We start from the raw sequence: 20224 nt of genomic DNA on the forward strand, positions 1-20224 counted from the left end.
TTCCTGCTATCATTAAGTTATTGTCATTGTTACATTGCTGTTAGAAGCACTCAAGGACTAGAGACCAAGAATGTTTGACTGGACTAAAATCGACACCGTTTTATTGGATATGGATGGCACGCTGCTAGATTTGCATTACGATAATTACTTCTGGATGCATTATCTTCCCATCTCTTTTGCTCATCAAAATGGCTTAAGTTTAGATGAAGCGCGCGAGCGTTTATTTGCAGATTATGAAACCGTATCGGGCACCTTAGATTGGTACTGTTTTGACTATTGGAGCAACAAAACCAATATCGATATTCGACATCTAAAAACCGAGGTAGAGCATAAAATTCAATGGCGAGACGACGTTAAACCCTTTCTTGAAGCGCTCGCCGTTGCGGGTAAAAACCGGGTGTTACTAACCAATTGCCATCCCGATGGTTTGGCAACAAAGATAAAAGTAACCGGGTTAAACCAATATTTAGATACCTTGTTTAGTACTCATCAGTTTGGTTTCCCCAAAGAAGACCCAAAGCTATGGCAGGCCTTAATTGAGCATCATCCTTTTGACCCCGAGCGCACCTTGTTTATTGACGACAATGAACATGTACTAGAGCAAGCACACCTATTTGGCATTAAGTATTTGTTGGGTATTCGTAACCCCGATTCAAAACAAGCCAGCAAAGAGTTTACTCATTACCCTTCCATTGACGATTACCATCACTTCACTAAAGAGCTGTTGGGATAAATAAAAAAGCTAGCGGAGTCGCTAGCTTTGGTCGGTTTATCGCGGCAAGCGGCCTTGCTGTTTAAAGCGATAGAAGCCTTGAGGATCAGGTCGGCCAATATACTTAAGGTTGTTACTTAAGCTACTTGGCATGTCTGCCCCAGCTTTTATCTTACCTTCGGCAAGCCAATTAGGTTGACCAACCGAAGCCAGTAACTCTAACTCTAATTGTTTATCACTGTGTTTTAGCGCTATGCTTGGTTGGCCTTCATTACAGCTTAAGTCTGCCTTGGCATTATCTAAATCCAGTTCGCCCAGTGGTGTTCCCACTAGCGGGCCTAACCACATTAACTGCCCTTGTAGCTGTTCACACCAGGGACTACCTTGGCTAGCATTGGTCAATGCAAGTTGAATATCGCCTTCAACCGAAATCGGTAACGGCATAGGTACTTGCTCAACAACCCAGCTAGCCGGCGCTTCAAGCTGCCAGTCTTTCAAAAACCAGCCCGAAAAGTTCAAACCAGCCTGGCCTTGGCCCTGTAGTTGTTGCCCTTTTCCTAGCTTAATATCTACCGCCAATCGGCCTAACAATAAAGAGGCTGGTTTAAAGTTCCAACTCACGTCATGTAAGGTAAGGTTAGGCGTGTCTACACTCAATAACTCACCTTGCCAAACTGAGCCACTTGGATGATTTAACTTTAGCTGCTTTGGTATAGGTAAATAATTAAGTGCAACACTTAGTGGCGTTGTAGCCACCAAACTCACAAGGTAAACGGCAACTAATAACAGTGCTACACCAATGTACTTCTTCATTCTGCTTTACCTAAACGTAACCTACGCACACCTACAATGCCTGGCTCTTTGCCTTCATCTAAATCTACGTTTTCAACCACTATGCCATAGCGCTGACTCAGCATTTTTAGCCAAGTCATTAATTGGTTAAACGGCACGTTTTCTATCCATACTTCCACTTCATCGCCTTTAGGCTGAATTCGGCTAATGGTAATACGTTGTTGACGTGCGCTGCTGCTTACTGACTGGCTAACATTCACCTTACCAGCATTTTTTTGCGATGGGCCACTAGCAATAATTAACTCACCTTGCTGCTGCGCCCATATCAAGGTTTGCTGCTGATTAAGCAAACGCTGCTTGGCGGTTTCATTCGCATTAGCAATCGGCGACCAAATTCCCCAATACAGTATCGCTAAGGCCACCACCGCTGCGGCAGCCATCACTAAGTTCTGCTCTCGCTTATTTAAGCTTTGCCACCACTGCTTCATGACGCTTTCCTTATTACCACGGTGCCAACTACCGCACCCGCTTTATTACTTAGCGTACCTTGCTCGGTTTCAAAGGGCTGAACAGCTTGCCTAAATTGCTCAAAACTCTGGAAGTTTTTGGCTTCTGCTTGCAAACGAATTTCACCTTTTTTCTGATCGAAGCGCAGGCTAACCGGTTGGAATCCTGTATTTTTATCCATGGCAGACGCAAGGTGCACCATCATCATCAAGAAGTCTTGTTCTGGCGCCTGGCCAATTCCGGCTAAGGCTTTACGAAAATCACTACGAATTCGACTATCGCGAATCCGCGATACTTCAGGAAATACTTTTTTATATACCGTGCGAATATTGCTATCTACCTCGGCAATTTGCTGCTCTGTTTTATAGGTATCAACTACCTGAGAAGTGAGCGCTAATGCAAAGCACACCCCAGCAGCAATGGCGACTTTACGCCACTGTAGCCAAATTTTAGTCAGTGGGTTAGCACTAGCATATTGGCCTTGTAACAAGTTGAGCTTGGCTTTTTTAGCGCCATCGGCCAGCAATTTCATGGCTAACTCTGGCGCACGAGCTTGCCACTCAATGCCTTCAACATCTATCTTCGGTGATGGGCTGTAATGCTGAACCACTAATTCTGGATATTGTTTAGCTAACAAAGGGAGTGCAACACTTAACCACGCTTGGTCAATGCTCATGGCTCGGCCATCGCTAAAACGAAACAGCCATTGTTGGTTTATTTGCAGCGCTGACGCTTGGCCTTCTTCAGGCTCGGGTAAACAGTATCCCTCTACACACCAGGTTTGGCTGTAAATACCTGCGGTTTCTAACATATCCTGCCAGCTGTCCATCTGCTGATGGCTCACGCAAGCCACATCAATAGTCTCTTTGCCTTTATCTAATAAGCAAATATGTAAACTATCTGGGTCTTGGGCGAGTTGCTCTTCTAGCATAAAAGGAGCGACTTGCTGCCATGAACGCTGCGCAGTTTTTGGTAACTCTAACTGATGGTGGCTTACATCACTGGTGGGTACCAATACAATCACTCGGCGATGTTCGGCTTTGTCTTGCAATACTTCCAGTTCGGCACTGCCCGCTAACTCACCGGCGGCAATAACTTCTTGCTCGTTGTCAGACCATACCATCCAATTAATGACTTCTTTGCCAGTGCTGGGTAGGCGAATAATGAGTTGCTCGTTCACAGTTCGTCTCCAAAACTTCTGCGGATCATTTTAAGATCAGAAGTACCACTGCGCTGAATAACGCTAGTCATTTGTGCTTGTCCTTGTTCATTTTCTACTAACAGCTGCGCTTTAAAATAGTTAGAGCGCAACGCAAGCGTTTGTTGTAAACCCGCTTGAGTTAAAGGAATACCGGCTAACGCTGGGTGAGTCATCATCTCATCCAACAAACGATACCCTTCATCGGGACGGTCATTCAAGACCTGCTGTGCACCAGTGTTATCCAGATCAGGATAAAACAGTGCTTCTAATAACTGGGGCTGGTCAACCGCAATGGTATTCACGTTAACAGCCAAACTGGTTTCGGGTAATGCGCAGATAAACGGCTTTGCTTTGCGGTAGATGCTAGCAGTAACCCCATAAACCGCTCTAAACTCACTGCGATCTGCCATTGGCATGTTCGCCGGCAGATAGCCTGGATTTAAGCCTTCGTACACCCCATCCTCTGCACCTTGTGGCAAAGGAATAGTATCGGCATCAATCCAATCTCGAGTCGCGTCAGTAATTTGCTCTGCGGTATAGGCATCAACCCCTAAGGCCACTAACAAACCGGTAAATTGATCGGCAACTTTAGGCGGCTGACCATCGCGCTTATTTGGTTGGCCTAAGGCATTCAAGTTAAAGCAGGCCTGCATATCTAGAATACGGCCTTTGATAATAGAGTCTTCTAGTGGAAAAACCATGCCCTCGGTTGCCCAGTATTGACCAAGGTGCACACGATCGTCATCTTCCAAATCTTGTTTAATCACTTTAATCGCAAAGGCCTCAGCACCAGACAATAACCAATTGGCGCGTAACGAATGCTGCAAATTATTGGCGCGGGCTAAATCGAGTTGTAAACGCTGACTAAACTGTGCTGCTACTACAACCATAACAGCCAAAATAAGCATCACAGTAAGCAAGGCTACGCCGTGTTGACGCTGAAGAGAGCGAGGCAAGTTAACCATTATGAAGCATCCGGATCAGGCTGGCTGCCAGAGTTATTACTGCCACTATTACCGCTATCGCTACTATCACCTTGGTTGGTATTATTGTTTGCATCTTCTTGCGCTTGGCTAGCCACGGGCGCTCGGCTGCCTTCTGGGCTTAAAAACACTCGGCGCAATTCGCCAAAATCTTTGTGAGTGAGTTTTACTTCTATGGCGCGTGGTAATTGATTGCTGTCTGAGACTTGGTCGCTCCAACCACTAGAACCATGAAAACGAAAACTCAGCTCTTCCACGTCATTCAGAATCACCATTTCACGTGGTTCGTAACCTACCACCGCATCAGGATGCGCATAAAAACGCTTAATTAATTTCTCGTCTTTCATGAGGTAAGCAACCCGCTGCAGCTGTGAACGACGAATCACTGATTGCGGATTACGCCAGCCTAGCACCATCATTTCAATGCCCATGTCATCACTTTCCAGCAAATACTTTTCAGACATGATTAAGGGGCGCTGTTCTTCTGTTTCGTCACGCGCTGAACGTGATGCGAGTTGGGTAAAATCACGTTGCATTAAAAACATAGCGCGTTGCACTTCGCGTAAACGTTCACCGTGTTTTTGGGAGATTTCATCACTACGCATAACACCTTGCAGTACCTGGTACGCAGCCATGGTAAGCAAAGCAAAAATAACTATCGCTACCAGCATTTCTAATAAGGTAAAACCGCGTTGCTTCATTAGCGGCTCACATAGCTGGTGATTTCGGCCAAAGCGGCTTTTTCTTCGGCATTGCGATAGACCGAAATGGTGACCGCCACAAAATTGGGATCACTCGTTGCTACGCCTTGCGAACGCCACTGCCATTCGGTATCGGCAAATGTGGTAGTGCCTTTGCGGCTAGAGGTACCAGGCCAAGTATTACTGAGTTTAAGTTCAGCCATTTGGTTGTCGGCTATCCATAGGGCAAAAGTTTTTTCTTGAATATAACTGAGGCTGCGTAAATTCTCTGAAGCACTTTTCATTACAGCGGTGCCCGCAATGGCTAACACCGCCAGCGCCACCATTACTTCAAGCAGCGTCATACCGCGCTGCTTATTCATCTTCATCGTCCCTTTCAATGGTAAGCTGACCAAGATCGTCACTGCTTACTTGCCAGCGATTTTGGCTGTCTTCGTAAGCAAATATCAGCTTAAAGGGAGTGACTTCGCCACTGCTTAACAGCAACACTTGTGGAACAATGCTTTGTTTAACTTCTTCGGTGATAAAGTCTTTTTCAAACAAATCACCTTCTTCAAAACCTAAACTACCACTGCCATAGCCTTGCTCTTCTAGCTCGGCATCTTCAAGGCTTAGCTCGATAAAGTAAGGTTGTTCAAATACTTTCTCTTTAAAAATTCTATCGTCGAGTTTTATCCAACGTTGTTTCTCCATACGCACAAATTGGTAACGTTCAGCATCGCTATAAATGCCGTAGTCATAACCGGTGAGCAAGGCTTGCTCTTGCGCGTATTGCACCAAGGCCGCTAAACGCTTGGCTTGTTGCTCTACTATTTTTTGCTCACTTGAACCTGATACCGACATGACGACCGAGTAAATCCCTATCGACATTAACAGCAATACTAAAATCACTTCCAGCAAGGTAAAACCTTGCTGGCGTGAGCGTAGACTTAAGTGAGACTTGAGCAATTTACTGGTCTAAATTCCAGTTGCCAATATCATCGGCAGTGCCTTCTTCACCATCAAAACCCGCACTAAAGATGTCGATGCGGCCTTTTTCACCCGGGCTGATAAGAATGTAGTCGTTACCCCATGGGTCTTTTTGCAAACGACGTAAGTAGCCGTCTTCAGGGTAATTGCGCGGCTCTGGGCTCGAGCTTGGTTTACTAACCAAAGCATCTAGGCCTTGATCGGTCGTTGGGTAACGTGAATTATCTAAACGATACATGTCGAGGGCGTTTTCCAAGGCGATGATATCGGTTTTGGCTTTTTGAATATCAGCTTTTTCTTTATTACCCAGTAGGTTGGGTACCACCAAACCCGCTAAAATACCCAAAATAACAATCACCACCATCACTTCCAGCAAGGTGAAACCTTTGCTAGTTGTTTGTGTGTGCATCGATTTTTGCATTGTTCTTACTCCGAAATACCAGTTAAGCCTATAGCCCAACCATGTTATTGAGTTCCAAAATTGGCAATAAAATTGCCATTACGATAAATAGCACGATGCCTGCCATGGTAACAATCAAGGCAGGCTCGAATATCCCTAATGCTATGTTTACTTGCATTTCAAACTGACGGTCTTGGTTGTCGGCAGCACGCTCCAACATACCCTCTAACTCGCCAGAACGCTCACCACTGGCGATCATATGTAACATCATCGGTGGAAACAATTTGGTGGCTTCTAAGGATGAGTGCAAGCTACTGCCCTCTCGAACTTTAGAAGCTGCGTCTAATACTTGAGCACGCGCATGATCGTTAGTCAGTACTTCGCCCGCAATGCCCATACCTTCTAACAACGGTACTGCACTGGCATTTAGAATACTTAAAGTACGAGCAAAACGCGCGGTGTTTAAACCTTTACTAACTTTACCCACAACTGGCATGCCTAAAATACGCTGATGCCATTTCATGCGTACTTTGTCTTTTTGCAGCATTCGCTGCCACACAACCATGGCAAACATGCTGCCCAAAACAAACACCAAACCGTAGTCACTCACCAATTCACTAACGTAAATGAGGAACTTAGTGGCATTGGGTAACTCTTGCCCCATGTGTTCAAACTGAGCCACCACTTTTGGTACAACTGACACGAGTAAGATGGCGATGACCGCTAAACATACAAAGGTGAGTACCGCAGGGTAAATGAGCGCTTGCATGGTTTTCATGCGCATGGCTTGTCGTTGCTCGGTATAGTCGGCTAAGCGATCAAGTACCTTGTCTAAGTGACCCGACTTTTCGCCCGCAGCCACCATGGCACAATAGAGTTTTTCAAAGACATCGGGAAACTCAGCCATACTGTCGGCCAAGCTGTAACCTTCCACAACTTTAGAGCGAACCCCTAAGATAATGCTTTTAAGTTTGGGCTTTTCACATTGCTGCCCTACCGCTTTCAGCGATTCTTCAATAGGCATTGCTGCCGCAACAAGGGTGGCGAGTTGGCGAGTAAGCAGCGCCAAATCTGAGGTGCTAACTTTGCTCTTAAAGCGAAATCCACTACTCTCTTTTTTGGCTTTTTCTGCCACGGGCTCAATTTTAAGAGGAGTGAGCCCCTGTTCACGTAAATAAGACCGCACTTGACGCGCGGTGTCGGCCTCATGAACGCCAGTAGACTTTTTGCCTTTTGGGTTAAAGGCTTGATACTCAAATGCTGGCATTACTTTAACTATCCTTCGCGGGTAACACGCAATACTTCTTCAAGACTAGTAATGCCCTTCAATACCTTGTTTACCCCATCTTGGCGGATACTAGGACAAGATGAGCGCACTGCATTTTCAATTTCTTGCTCACTACTACCCGAGTGAATCATGTCACGAACATCGTCAGTGACGGGCAATAGCTCATGGATACCGGTTCGACCACGATAACCAGTATTGTTACAACTTTCACAACCCACTGGACGATAAACCGTGGCATCTTTAGCAATGCCTAGTAGCTGATGCTCATGCTCGCTCACCACATGAGCTTCACAGCAATCACGGCATAAGGTTCGCACTAAGCGCTGGGCTAATACAGCTAACAAACTAGAAGACAACAAGAACGGCTCTACACCCATATCGCGTAAGCGGGTCACCGACCCAATCGCGGTATTGGTGTGAAGCGTCGATAATACCAAGTGACCCGTTAAACTGGCTTGTACAGCAATTTGCGCGGTTTCTAAATCTCGAATTTCACCAATCATTACCACATCGGGATCTTGACGCAAAATAGCGCGTAAGCCACGTGCAAAGGTCATATCAACTTTAGTATTTACCTGAGTTTGACCAATACCCTCAATGTTAAATTCAACCGGATCTTCTACGGTAAGAATATTGCGGTCTTTGGTATTAATATCGTTGAGGCCAGCGTACAAAGTAGTACTTTTACCGGAACCAGTAGGCCCAGTAACCAAAATAATGCCGTGCGGTTTTTTCAATAAATCGCTAATAATATCGCGGTAGTTCTCGGCTAAACCTAAGCTTTCCAATTTCAGTCGCGAGTTATTCTTGTCTAATAAACGCAGAACTACGCGCTCGCCATGGCTCGATGGCATCGTGGATACACGTACATCAACAGCGCGACCAGCAATACGTAAAGAAATACGGCCATCTTGCGGCACCCGTTTTTCAGCAATGTCTAATCGCGCCATTACTTTGATACGAGAAACCAACAAAGCCGCTAGTTTACGATGAGGGCGCAAAATTTCTCGTAATACACCATCGATACGGAATCGAATCACTAAAGCCGCTTCAAAGGTTTCAATGTGAATATCACTGGCCCCTTCTTTAATCGCTTCGGCTAACATCGCGTTAATCAATTTAATGATTGGCGCGTCGTCTTCAGTTTCTAGCAAGTCTTCGTTTTCTGGTAGCTCTTCCGCCAAGGTATAAAAGTCCATATCGTTGCCGATATCTTCCATTAACTGACGCGCTTGCGAAGAGTCTCGTTGATAACCTTCGGTAAGGCGCTGTTCAAAATCATCATCAGACAAGGCTTCACAGGCAAACTCTTGCTTTAATACTCGGCGGATCTCCAGCAAAGCTTCAAGCTCAACCTTAGAATTATGATAAACCCGCCAAGCATCTTGTTGTTTCTCAAGCATTACACCGTAAGACTTAGCAAATACATAAGGCAGCTGCCAGCCTTCAACACCCTCCATATGCGGGGTGTCTGACACTAGCGCTTTCTCATCTTCTAATACATTTAGCTCAGCATCTAAGTCCATTACTCGGCACTCACTTGCTCTTTGTTTGCTTCAGCCTCTTTAGCGGCTTTATCGGCTTCTTCTTTCTTTAAGCGCTCATTCTTTTCTTTCAAAAAGTCGATGTATTCTTGTACTTCAGGAGACACATCGTCAGTTGAATTGAACTCTGGTAATACCGGTACTTTGGTTTCTGGCATTAGCGCTACACCTAGCTCTTCACGCAATAACTGCTGAGCGCGAATTTGGCTGTACTTGCGCGAGCTAATATTTTGCATCGTTACAGAGTCACGAATGATGGTTGGGCGAATGAAAATCATTAAGTTACGTTTAACTTTCTTTGAGTTAGTTGAACGGAACAAGTGTCCTAATACTGGAATGTCACCCAATAGTGGTACCTTTGATTCACTCTCTTCAATTTGGTCGTCTAACAAGCCACCTAAAACAATCGTATCGCCGCTGTCTACTAACACTGTGGTTTGTAATTGGCGTTTAGCAAATACAACGTCTACTGAAGTTTGACCCTGTACCTTTGAGACTTCCTGCTCAATGGTAAGTTGAACCGCATTACCTTCGTTAATTTGTGGGGTTACTTTTAGTTTGATACCCACTTCTTTTCGGTCAACCGTAGTGAAAGGATTGTCGTTACTGCTGCTTGACGCTGAACCGGTTAGTACTGGTACTTCTTCACCTACAGTAAAGAAGGCCTCTTTGTTATCCAAAGTGGTAATAGACGGCGTTGCTAGTAAGTTAGAACGCGAGTCGTTAGCTGCCGCTTGAACTAATACCCCCCAATCTGCGCCATAGAAGCCAAAGGCTGCGCCAGAGATTTTAGCCAATGCGCTGGCTAAACCAGAGATATCTCCGGGAGTATCAGGGTTAATAGTGGTGTTTTGGTTGTCACCAGAACCACTAATAATGGTTGTACCTTCTGTGGGTTGGGCATCGTAGATACCGGCACCAATTTCACTGATTGATACACCAGCATCGTTAAATTGAGTACCACCAGCTTTAGTCGCCCACTGTACACCAAGGCTAATACCGTCGCCTTCGGCCACTTCAACAATAATCGCTTCAACGTTGACTTGGGCGCGGCGAATATCAAGCTGATTAATTACGCCTTCCAAAGTACGCATGTTGTCAGGTTGAGCGGTAATCACCAAGGTATTGGTGTCTTCATGCGCTTCAATGGAGAAATTGCCGCGCGAGCTACTACTGTTGGTTTTCTTGCCACCACCAGCGGCTTCTGCAGCCACAGTTTCACTCACACCTTTTAGTACGTCCACAAGGTCGGCGGCTTTGGCATATTTCAGATAAAACACCCGTGTATTGCCGTAGGTTTCTAACTCGCTATCTAACTTAGCGACTAAACGGACGATACGGGCGCGGGCACTTGGCTCACCTGAAACAACAATACTGTTTGTACGCTCATCGGCGACAACCTTAGGAATCAGCAAACTTGCTGCTGCGCCTTTGCCGCCAGTACTCGCGGTTAATGATTCAATAATTCGCACAAGCTCACCGGCTGAGGCGAACTTAAGGCGAATAATATCAACTTCTTGGTCACCAGCTTTATCCACTCGACGAATAATTTCCACCAAGCGATTCACTACTGCAGCACGACCGGTAAGCATAATCACGTTGGAAGGGTCATAATGCACTACGTTACCGCCACCAGCGTTATCGTTTAGCTGACGTAATAACGGAGCGAGTTCTCGTACCGATACATTTTTAACCGCAACAACACGTGTCACCATTTCATCGCCAATCGCTTGATCGTCTCGATCAACAACCGGAATCGCGCCAGCCTTAGCGTCTTTAGCACGAACGACTTTGGTGACACCATTAGGCATGTCAATCACCGCGAAGCCGTAAACATCTAAAACACTTAAGAAAAATTGATAGTACTGATCTTCGGTAAGTAAGTCGTAACTGCGAACGTTAACCTTACCGCGCACCGCCGGGTCGACAATAATGGTTTTATTGAGATTACGCCCAACCGTGGTGATGAACTCACTAATATCTGCGCCTTTAAAATTTGCCGAATACTCGGTGGCACTCACCATTCCGCAAAGACCTAATCCAATTAGGCCAACAAGGCTGCGGCGAACAAAGCGTAATGCTTGCAACTTCATGTTAAATAAATCTCCGGTACTATTCATCTGGCAGGCTGAACAACACATCCTGCAACTGGCCGTTACGTTCTACGGTTACCGTAATATCCGTTAACTCGGCCATTTCTTGCATCACTTGCATTGCTTGCGCGTTATCACGCAGGTCATATCCATTAAGGGCAACCGCTAAATCATTAGCTTTTAAACCCACTTGTTTAAATAAGGCAGCATTTTTACCAGGATTAACCCGGTAACCGCTTAAGGCACCATCTTTACGAACCGGCGAAATACGAATGTAATCGGTTAATTTAGAAGGGTCTTTTAATACTTCTTTCACATCAACCTTGGCAGTCTCATCGCTAGGTTTACGGGTGTTGCGCTTGGCATTATTTGCATTTGCACGGGCTTGCGATCGTTTGATTTCAGGATCAAGTAACAAACTCTCATAGACACCACGGTGCAACAATATAATACGGTCGGTTTGGATCTCTTTTATGACAGCCTGAGTCCCTTTTATTGACTCTTCGATGCCATAGGTTTGCTGTTTGCCTTTGTGCTCTACAATCGCTAAAGCTTTTGATTGGTCGCTACTCGCCACCAATCCAGAAAGGGTAAGTTTTAATGAGGTTTTAGGTGCATCAGTCGAAGACGGCGTAACCACCTTCTTAACCGTTTTCTTTGCTTGGTATTCACCAAACAAATGCTGTTTAGTTAAGCTGTCCAGATCAACTTTAGACTGAGTGCTAACCGTATCAACTGGCTGCGGAACCCAGCGAAAAGGTTGCGATTTAGTTGGCACTAATAACCACGTAATTGAAGCCAACTGATAAGCGGCTAAACACATCAATAATAATGTGATAAACACGCTGCTCTTTTGAGAAGGAACGTATCGAGCAAACTGAGTTGAAAAAGAGTTAATATCCATTTATTCGTTATAATACATCTGTCATCGTTAACCGATTCTCGATCATCCTTATGAAAAAACTATGGCAAACCGCCTCATTTAGAGGGTTCTTCATTCTAAAGGGAGTTATGCGTAGAACAAGTGCTGCAAGTGTAAATTTTGCATTTAATTGCACTTTTATCAGTTTTCTGCTGGATAACGCACTAATCCAAGACATAGCTAGCCCGCATAAAACTGATATAATTTAATAGATAATATATAAGCCAGCTAAGACTTAGCATGAATTCACAAAACTCTAACAAGCAACAACCGCGCATTGACAAGTGGTTATGGGCGGCTCGATTTTACAAAACCCGAGGACTTGCGCGCGACATGGTGATGGGTGGCAAAGTGCACTATAACCAGCAACGTTGTAAACCCAGCCGCAGTGTTGAAGTTGGCGCAACCATAACTTTATGGCAAGGCCAGCAACAAATAGAAGTGCTAGTGCAGCAACTCAGTGACAAACGAGGCCCCGCGCCACAAGCACAATTACTTTACCTAGAAACCGAAGACAGCGTTAAAAAACGCGAACAATTTGCAATGCAACGAAAACTCATGGCGCAGAATACTAGCCCAGAACGTCGACCTGATAAAAAACAGCGTCGGAAGATCATTCAGTTTAAACAACAATAGTCAGGCCTAAACATGAAGCAAGACATACTCAATCGTTACTTATTCGAAGATTACAATCTACGTGGCGAACTCGTGCAGTTGCAGCAAAGCTACCAAGAAATCGTCGAACAACAAAACTACCCAGCGCCAATCCAAAACCTATTAGGTGAATTACTCGCGGCAACTTGCTTACTGACCGCCACACTTAAGTTTGAAGGCGACATTACCGTGCAACTGCAAGGCGATGGTCCGCTAAGTGTGCTTGCAGTCAGCGGCACCGACCAACAAGAGATGCGTGGCGTAGCGCGTTACAGCGATAACATCGACCCACAAATTAGCTTTACCGACTTAGTGGGCAATGGCCATATTGTCATTACGATTACCCCAGCTAAGGGCGAACGTTACCAAGGCATTGTAGAAATTGACCCACAAGGTGTTGCGGCCAGTATCGAAAGTTACTTTCAGCAATCAGAGCAGTTAAATACCCGCATTTGGTTATTCACCGGCATGTTTGATGGCCGCCCACATGCCAGTGGCTTATTCCTGCAAGCGCTGCCAGCTAGCAAAGATGAAGACGCAGAACACTTTGAGTTAATTAAAACCCTCAGTGAAACCACTACAGCCCAAGAAAGTTTTGAATTAGACGCCGAGCAATTGCTGTATCGCCTCTACCACGAACATCAGGTACGTGTATATGAACCACAAGATGTGATATTTAAATGCAGCTGCTCAAAAGAGCGCTGTGAAACAGCATTAAGTAACATCGACCACAAAGAATTGCTCGAAATTTGCCATGAACGCGGCCATATTTCGATGCATTGTGACTACTGTGGACATGACTATAAATTTAACGAAGCCGACGTTGAAAACATTTTCACGCGCAATATATCGACAAACCCTGCCAAAATTCATTAAACTGACCTCAGGAAATGCGGTGTCAATCGCATTTCCTAGATACAACTCTAATAACCATAAGAAAAGTGCTGGTAATTTGACGACCCTCTCTTTTTGGTACCACTAAAGGGATAGAATCGAAGCCAACACCAATAAAAATATAAAATTAAATCTTACCTCTCTACCTACAGGAGACTGCTATGCTTGACGTTGCAGAAAAAGATCAGGTTATCGACCTGGCTCAATACGGCATCAAAGACGTGTCGGACGTGGTGTACAACCCCTCATACCAACAACTCTTCAAGGAAGAAACTCGCCCTGAACTCACCGGCTACGAACGTGGAATTGTCACCGAATCAGGTGCCGTTGCCGTTGATACCGGGATTTTTACTGGGCGTTCCCCAAAAGATAAATACATTGTGCTTGATGATTCCACCCGCGACAGCATGTGGTGGACCTCTGAACAAGCCAAGAACGACAATAAACCCATTGATCCTTCGGTTTGGGCCGACCTTAAAAAAACCGTTACTGATCAACTCTCTGGCAAACGTTTATTTGTGGTAGACACCTTTTGTGGTGCTAACCCTGATACTCGCTTAAAAGTACGCTTTATTGTTGAAGTTGCTTGGCAAGCTCACTTTGTTACCAACATGTTCATTCGTCCTACTGCCGCAGAGTTAGAAGACTATGAGCCTGACTTTGTAGTAATGAACGGTTCTAAAACTACCAACAAGAAGTGGAAAGAACAGGGTCTGAATTCAGAAAACTTTACCGTTTTCAACATGACCGAAAAAATGCAAGTGATTGGTGGTACCTGGTACGGCGGCGAAATGAAGAAAGGTATGTTCGCCATGATGAACTACTACCTTCCTTTAAATGGCATGGCGTCAATGCACTGTTCTGCCAACGTTGGCAAAGACGGTGACACCGCTATCTTCTTTGGTTTATCTGGTACTGGTAAAACAACCCTGTCTACCGATCCTAAGCGCGAGCTGATTGGTGATGATGAGCACGGCTGGGATGACGAAGGCGTATTTAACTTTGAAGGGGGTTGTTACGCTAAAACCATTAAACTAAGCAAAGAAGCTGAGCCAGACATTTACAATGCTATTAAACGTGATGCATTGTTAGAAAACGTCACTGTTCGCAATGATGGTAGTGTGAACTACGATGATGGGTCTAAAACCGAGAATACTCGGGTGTCTTACCCTATCAATCACATTGAGAACATTGTTAAGCCTGTTTCCAAAGCGGGTCATGCTAAAAAAGTGATCTTCTTAACTGCTGATGCCTTTGGCGTATTACCGCCCGTTGCTAAGCTAACGCCTGAGCAAACTAAGTACCACTTCTTGTCTGGCTTTACCGCCAAACTTGCCGGTACTGAGCGTGGCATTACCGAGCCAACACCTACTTTCTCAGCATGTTTTGGTGCGGCCTTCCTTACCTTGCACCCTACTAAGTATGCAGAAGTACTAGTAAAACGCATGGAAGCAGCCGGCGCAGAAGCTTACCTAGTGAATACGGGTTGGAACGGCACAGGCAAACGTATTTCCATTCAAGACACTCGCGCAATTATTGACGCCATTCTTGACGGCTCTATCGAGCAGCAAGAAACTAAACAATTGCCGGTATTTAATTTGGAAATCCCTACTAGCCTACCTGGCGCAGATACAGAGATTTTGGATCCTCGTGATACTTACCAAGATCCTCTGCAATGGCAAAGCAAAGCAGACGACCTAGCCCAACGCTTTATCAATAACTTCGATAAGTACACTGATAACGCCGAAGGTAAAGCACTAGTTGCTGCCGGCCCTCAGCTAGACTAAGTACTTCCTGCAATAAAAAAACCAGCCTAAGGGCTGGTTTTTTTATACTTACACATCACTAAAACTTAACGGCCAGATTTAAACTTGGTCCATAAACGCGTACGAGTACGCTCTACTTTTGGTGGCACAGCCACAAAACCATATAAATGCTCAGAGGCTTCTTCACTAGGGTAAATCCCTTGGTGAGCGGCAATCTCAGGGTCAATTAAGGCAGTAGCTTTAGTATTTGGGTTAGCGTACCAAACAAAGTCGGTCACCTTAGCAATCACTTCTGGGCGCAATACATAGTTAATGAAAGCGTGAGCGTTCTCTGGGTGTTTAGCATCTTTTGGAATGGCAAACATATCAAACCACACACCAGCACCTTCTTTAGGAATAATGTACTCAAGCTCTACGCCGTTGTCGGCCTCAGCAGCGCGGTCACCGGCCATTAGCACATCACCAGACCAACCAATCGCCACACAAATGTCGCCGCTGGCTAAATCATTAATGTATTGCGAACTATGGAAGTAGCGAATGCTAGGGCGAAGTTGCTCCATCAGCGTTTCAATCTCGCCTTTGTAATCACTCTGCTTAGCACTGTTTGGATCTTTGTCCATGTAATTAAGCATCGCGGCCACAACTTCGCTAGGTGCATCCAAGAAAGCAATACCACACTGGCTAAGTTTAGCGGCGTTCTCTGGGTCAAAGACTAACGACCAAGAATTAAGGTCGGCATCTTCACCTAAAATCTCTTTTACTTTATTTACATTGTAACCAATACCCGTAGTCCCCCACATATAAGGAATACCGTATTGATTACCTGGGTCAAAACTTTCTAGTGTGGCCAGTAGTTTAGGATCTAAATTATCCCAGTTGCTTAACTTGCTGCGGTCTAGTTTTTGATAAACCCCCGCCGTAATTTGGCGACCGTAAAAGTCATGCGATGGTGAAACAATATCAAAACCGGTGCTGCCCGATAGCAACTTGGCTTCTAATACTTCGTTGGAATCAAATACATCGTAAACCACCTTAATACCAGTTTCTTTTTCAAACTCGGCGATAGTGTCTTCAGCAATGTACTCAGTCCAATTGTAAACATTTAGTACTTTCTCTTCTTGAGCTATTACTCCGCTGGTGGCCAAAGCTAATAAGCTAACTAGCAGCATGTTTATTCTATTCACTCATGCAATCCTCATTATGGCGTGATACTTAAATCACTGTGGTTATCTATTTATTAGTTTAGTGCAGATGATGTTTTATCACTGACAAAACACTCGATTTTGCTCAGTAAAGAAACTGAGCGCGATAGTAACGGGTAATTAATTGAAACCCAAGTGCTAGCTGGCTAACAATTATCCAAAAAAGCACTTTGAAAAGCCTTTACACCTCGGTAAAATTGGCGATTAACTAATTTTTTGAGTTAATCACGTGGCAACAAGGTAAGGACCGCGTTTAACACAATAGGAAGGAAGACATTCAAAACAATGATTAGCGATCAACAAATAGAGACCATTCGTCTGCAGCTCGTCGAGCAACTTAACGAAACTCAACAGCGCCTAGAGCAAGACAGTCAGCTATTTAAAGACAAAGAAGATTCTGGCGACGATGTCGATCGTGCCAACCAAGAAGAGTCTCAGCAACTGCAGCTAAATCGTCGTCAGCACGACATCGCCCACGTTAAAAGCATTAAAGATGCGCTACGCCGTATCGAAGAAAAAGACTATGGCTTTTGTGAAGGTTGTGGTGAAGACATTAGCTCGGCTCGATTAAATGCACGACCAGAATCGCGTTACTGCATTGATTGCCAAGATTATCGCGAGCGTAAAAGCAGTCAATACGCCTAATATGCGCGCTATTTGCAAATAATCTTAGTATTCCTTATTAAGATCATATTCACTGGCTCTGCTCGCTGATATAATTCCGTTCCGATTTCACATCGGATTAGGATCTGCGAGCATGAACAACCCGCTTTATCAAAAGCACATTATCTCTATCCCTGATTTTTCCCGTCAGGAGCTTGAGTTAATCGTCGACACTGCCCAAAGCATTAAACAACAACCCCGTCCTGAGCTACTAAAAAACAAAGTGGTGGCTAGCTGTTTTTTTGAGGCTTCGACTCGTACACGTTTATCTTTTGAAACCGCAGTCCAACGTTTAGGCGGCAGCGTAATCGGCTTTGCCGATGGTGGAAATACCTCGCTGGGTAAAAAAGGCGAAACCCTGGTTGATTCAGTAAAAGTAATTTCTTCTTATAGTGATGCTTTTTTCATGCGCCATCCCCAAGAAGGCGCAGCACGCTTAGCCAGCGAATTCTCTAGTGTTCCGGTAATTAATGGCGGCGACGGTTCTAACCAGCACCCTACGCAAACCTTGCTCGATCTATTCACCATTTATGAAACCCAAGGGTCATTAGAAGGCTTAAAAGTCGCTTTTGTTGGCGATTTAAAATATGGCCGTACTGTGCACTCCCTCACTCAAGCTTTATCGCTGTTTGGCTGCGAGTTTTACTTTATTGCGCCCAAAGCGCTGGCGATGCCTGACTACATTATTGAAGAATTAAATGCCCGTGAAATCAAATACAACTTGCACGACAGCATTGAAGAAGTGGTAGACGAACTCGATATTTTGTATATGACCCGAGTACAAAAAGAGCGCTTTGACGAAACCGAATACCAGCATATGAAATCAAGCTTCATCTTGCGCGCAGACATGCTGAAACAAGTGAAAGAAAACTTAAAAATCTTGCATCCTTTGCCACGCGTGGATGAAATCACCACCGATGTAGACACCACTCCTTACGCTTACTACTTTGAACAAGCAGAAAACGGTGTTTATGCTCGACAAGCGCTGCTCGCCTTGGTGATGACTAACGAATTTGGAGCTCAATAATGAAAAAGAAGTTGCAAGTAGAAGCCATTGCTCACGGCACCGTTATTGATCACGTACCAGCCGGGCAAGGCATCAAAATTCTTAAGTTTTTCCAACTATCGGCCGCTCAAGAACGAATTACCGTAGGGCTTAACCTGCCAAGCGGCGAGCAGCAGCAAAAAGACTTAATTAAGGTAGAGAACACCGTATTTGATGAGAACCAAGCGAATCAGCTAGCCTTGTTTGCGCCCAACGCGACCATTAACTTAATTGAAGATTTTGAAGTAGTACGTAAATTTCATGTTTCTACACCAGAGCAAGTGAAAGGTGTGTTTGCCTGTCCTAATAGCAATTGCATTAGCCATAACGAGCCTATCGACAGTAACTTTTATGTGCGCCATCAGCAGCAAGATATTAAGTTAAAATGCCATTACTGTGAAAAAACTTTCGACCGCGGCTTGTTTTCAGAACTCGACTAATCACTTCTAATTAGCCATAAAAAACAGAGCGCCAGCCGCTCTGTTTTTGTTTGTTACGCTTAGCGACTCCCCCCGTAATAAAAAAGCCAACGAGCCACGGCAGTTCATCTATATTTAAACCACTAATAACAAGCTCAACAAATATTGCTGTTACAAAGCTGTTAGCTTAAGTTATTGTAGAGTAACAAATTACTGATCTATTTAACGGTTTGACGCGTAGACAGAGTTAATCCACGTTGATGATTTAACTTTAATGCCCCGATACAAGGATGTGACTAATGGTTAAACGAGTAAGCTCGCTGCTCTGTTGTAGTATGTTGTTTAGTTTCACTGCCGATGCTCGCCCTTTAGCTGAAGAGCCAGGTTGGTCTGCCACCATTAACCTCAACGTGGGTTATGTTAGCGGTCAGAACCAATTCTCAACTGATGACGACAATCAAATAACCGATGATTTAACGAACAATGGGAAGAGCTCAAGCTCGGCAATTGTTTATCCGCTATTACGAGTAGAATACACCACCGAAGATCTAAAGAACCAATTCTTCTTAGGTAACAGCCGCGAGAATTTAGGTCGAGCACAATTCCAATACGAATTAGGCTATACCCGCGCAATTAGCGACCGCAGCAAAATTACTGCCGCCTACTTCCCAGAACTACCTTTACTTAACGACACTTGGGCAGACCCTTATTTGGTTGGCGCAGCTCGCCAAAAAACCGATGAGAATTACCAAGGTGGTCGAGTTCGATATGAATCCATAGCCGATGGCCCCTTAACGCTTGAATACGTGTACGCAAAACGTACTGTAGACAACGAGCAAAGTGGTGTTGATTTATTTGGAGCGGGTTCAGCAGAAGCAGAAGCCCTTAAACGAAACGCCAACCTGCACCGTATCATTGCCGAAACCTTTGTCCCGCTGTCTCGCAAGTGGTTTTTAGCACCCGCAGTGGCTTACACCACTGCTAAAGCCGACGGTAGCGCCAACGACTTCGACCAATATACTCTGCGTTTAACCAGTATTTACCGCTCTGGCCCTAATGTATTCACCTTAAATGCTGAATACGGGCAAACTAAATTTTCTGGCGCTAATCCTGTGTTTGATAATCAAACCCAAAAAGATGACAAAGTGTCCTTGTTTGGTATTTACGTTTACAACGAACCTTTTGGTTGGAAGAACACCATGTTCAACGTATTAGGTGGTTATAACAATACCGACTCAAACATCACCTTTTACGACAGTAAAGGTGGTATTGCAGCCTTTGGTTTCGGTTATACTTTTTAAGCAAACTATGACCCGTCCTGATATGGGTTGACACTTGATTGACTAAAACGCTCGATGCACTTCATCGGGCGTTTTGTATTTTAGTGCCTCGTGAGGCCTATATTCATTGTAGAGCTTAACCGATTCATCGACCATTTTTCGTGCCTCATTTAAGTTTGTAGGTTTATT

At 44.7% G+C, this 20224-nt stretch carries 22 protein-coding genes; 8 read left to right on the top strand and 14 right to left on the bottom strand.

Going from position 1 to position 20224, the window contains the following annotated elements:
* Window positions 1-70 precede the first annotated feature (70 nt).
* Window positions 71-733 carry a GMP/IMP nucleotidase gene (gene yrfG, locus FFR00_RS18170; protein ID WP_137674833.1) on the top strand — a complete coding sequence of 221 codons (663 nt, stop codon included), beginning with the start codon at window positions 71-73 and terminating at the stop codon, window positions 731-733.
* 36 nt (window positions 734-769) lie between these two features.
* Here yrfG and FFR00_RS18175 read toward each other — a convergent pair whose 3' ends face one another.
* The 12 genes from FFR00_RS18175 to gspC all read right to left on the bottom strand — a co-directional run bounded on the left by FFR00_RS18175 (window position 770) and on the right by gspC (window position 12034).
* Complete coding sequence (locus FFR00_RS18175) at window positions 770-1525, bottom strand: type II secretion system protein N (RefSeq protein ID WP_137674834.1); 756 nt, start codon at window positions 1523-1525, stop codon at window positions 770-772.
* Window positions 1522-1992 (bottom strand): type II secretion system protein GspM, encoded by a 471-nt coding sequence (gene gspM / locus FFR00_RS18180; protein WP_137674835.1) that lies wholly within the window; start codon window positions 1990-1992, stop codon window positions 1522-1524. The genes FFR00_RS18175 and gspM overlap by 4 nt, the downstream gene beginning before the upstream one ends.
* Window positions 1989-3191 (bottom strand): type II secretion system protein GspL, encoded by a 1203-nt coding sequence (gspL, locus tag FFR00_RS18185; RefSeq protein WP_137674836.1) that lies wholly within the window; start codon window positions 3189-3191, stop codon window positions 1989-1991. Before gspL ends, gspM begins: the two co-directional genes overlap by 4 nt.
* Window positions 3188-4177: a type II secretion system minor pseudopilin GspK gene (gene gspK, locus FFR00_RS18190; protein ID WP_137674837.1), complete on the bottom strand. Its 990-nt coding sequence runs from the start codon at window positions 4175-4177 to the stop codon at window positions 3188-3190. Before gspK ends, gspL begins: the two co-directional genes overlap by 4 nt.
* The gene (gene gspJ / locus FFR00_RS18195; RefSeq protein ID WP_137674838.1) at window positions 4177-4896 is read right to left on the bottom strand and encodes a type II secretion system minor pseudopilin GspJ; all 720 of its coding nucleotides are present in this window, start codon (window positions 4894-4896) and stop codon (window positions 4177-4179) included. Before gspJ ends, gspK begins: the two co-directional genes overlap by 1 nt.
* Window positions 4896-5258, bottom strand: coding sequence for a type II secretion system minor pseudopilin GspI (gene gspI / locus FFR00_RS18200; protein WP_137674839.1), 363 nt, complete (start codon window positions 5256-5258; stop codon window positions 4896-4898). The genes gspJ and gspI overlap by 1 nt, the downstream gene beginning before the upstream one ends.
* On the bottom strand, window positions 5251-5844 hold the full coding sequence (gspH, locus tag FFR00_RS18205) for a type II secretion system minor pseudopilin GspH (RefSeq protein ID WP_137674840.1): 594 nt from the start codon (window positions 5842-5844) through the stop codon (window positions 5251-5253). The genes gspI and gspH overlap by 8 nt, the downstream gene beginning before the upstream one ends.
* A gap of 1 nt (window position 5845) precedes the next feature.
* Window positions 5846-6274: a type II secretion system major pseudopilin GspG gene (gspG, locus tag FFR00_RS18210; protein WP_137674841.1), complete on the bottom strand. Its 429-nt coding sequence runs from the start codon at window positions 6272-6274 to the stop codon at window positions 5846-5848.
* 40 nt (window positions 6275-6314) lie between these two features.
* Entirely contained in the window at window positions 6315-7532 is a 1218-nt protein-coding gene (gspF, locus tag FFR00_RS18215; RefSeq protein ID WP_137674842.1) for a type II secretion system inner membrane protein GspF, read from the bottom strand.
* Window positions 7533-7540: 8 nt separating this feature from the next.
* Window positions 7541-9013: a type II secretion system ATPase GspE gene (gspE, locus tag FFR00_RS18220; protein ID WP_161985205.1), complete on the bottom strand. Its 1473-nt coding sequence runs from the start codon at window positions 9011-9013 to the stop codon at window positions 7541-7543.
* A gap of 65 nt (window positions 9014-9078) precedes the next feature.
* The gene (gspD, locus tag FFR00_RS18225) at window positions 9079-11190 is read right to left on the bottom strand and encodes a type II secretion system secretin GspD (RefSeq protein WP_137674844.1); all 2112 of its coding nucleotides are present in this window, start codon (window positions 11188-11190) and stop codon (window positions 9079-9081) included.
* Window positions 11191-11209: 19 nt separating this feature from the next.
* Entirely contained in the window at window positions 11210-12034 is an 825-nt protein-coding gene (gspC, locus tag FFR00_RS18230) for a type II secretion system protein GspC (RefSeq protein ID WP_161985204.1), read from the bottom strand.
* A gap of 318 nt (window positions 12035-12352) precedes the next feature.
* Between gspC and hslR the strand changes: the two genes are divergently transcribed.
* The 3 genes from hslR to pckA all read left to right on the top strand — a co-directional run bounded on the left by hslR (window position 12353) and on the right by pckA (window position 15447).
* Window positions 12353-12748: a ribosome-associated heat shock protein Hsp15 gene (gene hslR / locus FFR00_RS18235; RefSeq protein ID WP_137674846.1), complete on the top strand. Its 396-nt coding sequence runs from the start codon at window positions 12353-12355 to the stop codon at window positions 12746-12748.
* A gap of 12 nt (window positions 12749-12760) precedes the next feature.
* Window positions 12761-13642: an Hsp33 family molecular chaperone HslO gene (gene hslO / locus FFR00_RS18240; protein WP_137674847.1), complete on the top strand. Its 882-nt coding sequence runs from the start codon at window positions 12761-12763 to the stop codon at window positions 13640-13642.
* Between the two features lie 179 nt (window positions 13643-13821).
* Window positions 13822-15447, top strand: coding sequence for a phosphoenolpyruvate carboxykinase (ATP) (pckA, locus tag FFR00_RS18245; RefSeq protein WP_137674848.1), 1626 nt, complete (start codon window positions 13822-13824; stop codon window positions 15445-15447).
* A 65-nt stretch (window positions 15448-15512) separates the two neighbouring features.
* Here pckA and FFR00_RS18250 read toward each other — a convergent pair whose 3' ends face one another.
* Complete coding sequence (locus FFR00_RS18250; RefSeq protein ID WP_373681417.1) at window positions 15513-16610, bottom strand: extracellular solute-binding protein; 1098 nt, start codon at window positions 16608-16610, stop codon at window positions 15513-15515.
* A 303-nt stretch (window positions 16611-16913) separates the two neighbouring features.
* On the opposite strand from FFR00_RS18250, the gene FFR00_RS18255 reads away from it, so the two are divergent.
* The 4 genes from FFR00_RS18255 (at window position 16914) to FFR00_RS18270 (ending at window position 20056) form a co-directional block, all read left to right on the top strand.
* Complete coding sequence (locus FFR00_RS18255) at window positions 16914-17273, top strand: TraR/DksA family transcriptional regulator (protein WP_137674849.1); 360 nt, start codon at window positions 16914-16916, stop codon at window positions 17271-17273.
* Between the two features lie 112 nt (window positions 17274-17385).
* Complete coding sequence (pyrB, locus tag FFR00_RS18260; RefSeq protein ID WP_137674850.1) at window positions 17386-18318, top strand: aspartate carbamoyltransferase; 933 nt, start codon at window positions 17386-17388, stop codon at window positions 18316-18318.
* The gene (gene pyrI / locus FFR00_RS18265; protein ID WP_137674851.1) at window positions 18318-18776 is read left to right on the top strand and encodes an aspartate carbamoyltransferase regulatory subunit; all 459 of its coding nucleotides are present in this window, start codon (window positions 18318-18320) and stop codon (window positions 18774-18776) included. The genes pyrB and pyrI overlap by 1 nt, the downstream gene beginning before the upstream one ends.
* A gap of 278 nt (window positions 18777-19054) precedes the next feature.
* Complete coding sequence (locus FFR00_RS18270; RefSeq protein WP_137674852.1) at window positions 19055-20056, top strand: DUF2860 domain-containing protein; 1002 nt, start codon at window positions 19055-19057, stop codon at window positions 20054-20056.
* A 42-nt stretch (window positions 20057-20098) separates the two neighbouring features.
* Here the strand turns inward: FFR00_RS18270 and FFR00_RS18275 are convergent.
* On the bottom strand, window positions 20099-20224 hold a 126-nt coding region (locus FFR00_RS18275), incomplete at its 5' end, for an integrase core domain-containing protein (RefSeq protein WP_137674853.1).

Source organism: Agarivorans sp. Toyoura001, from assembly GCF_005405585.1.
Classification (GTDB): domain Bacteria; phylum Pseudomonadota; class Gammaproteobacteria; order Enterobacterales; family Celerinatantimonadaceae; genus Agarivorans.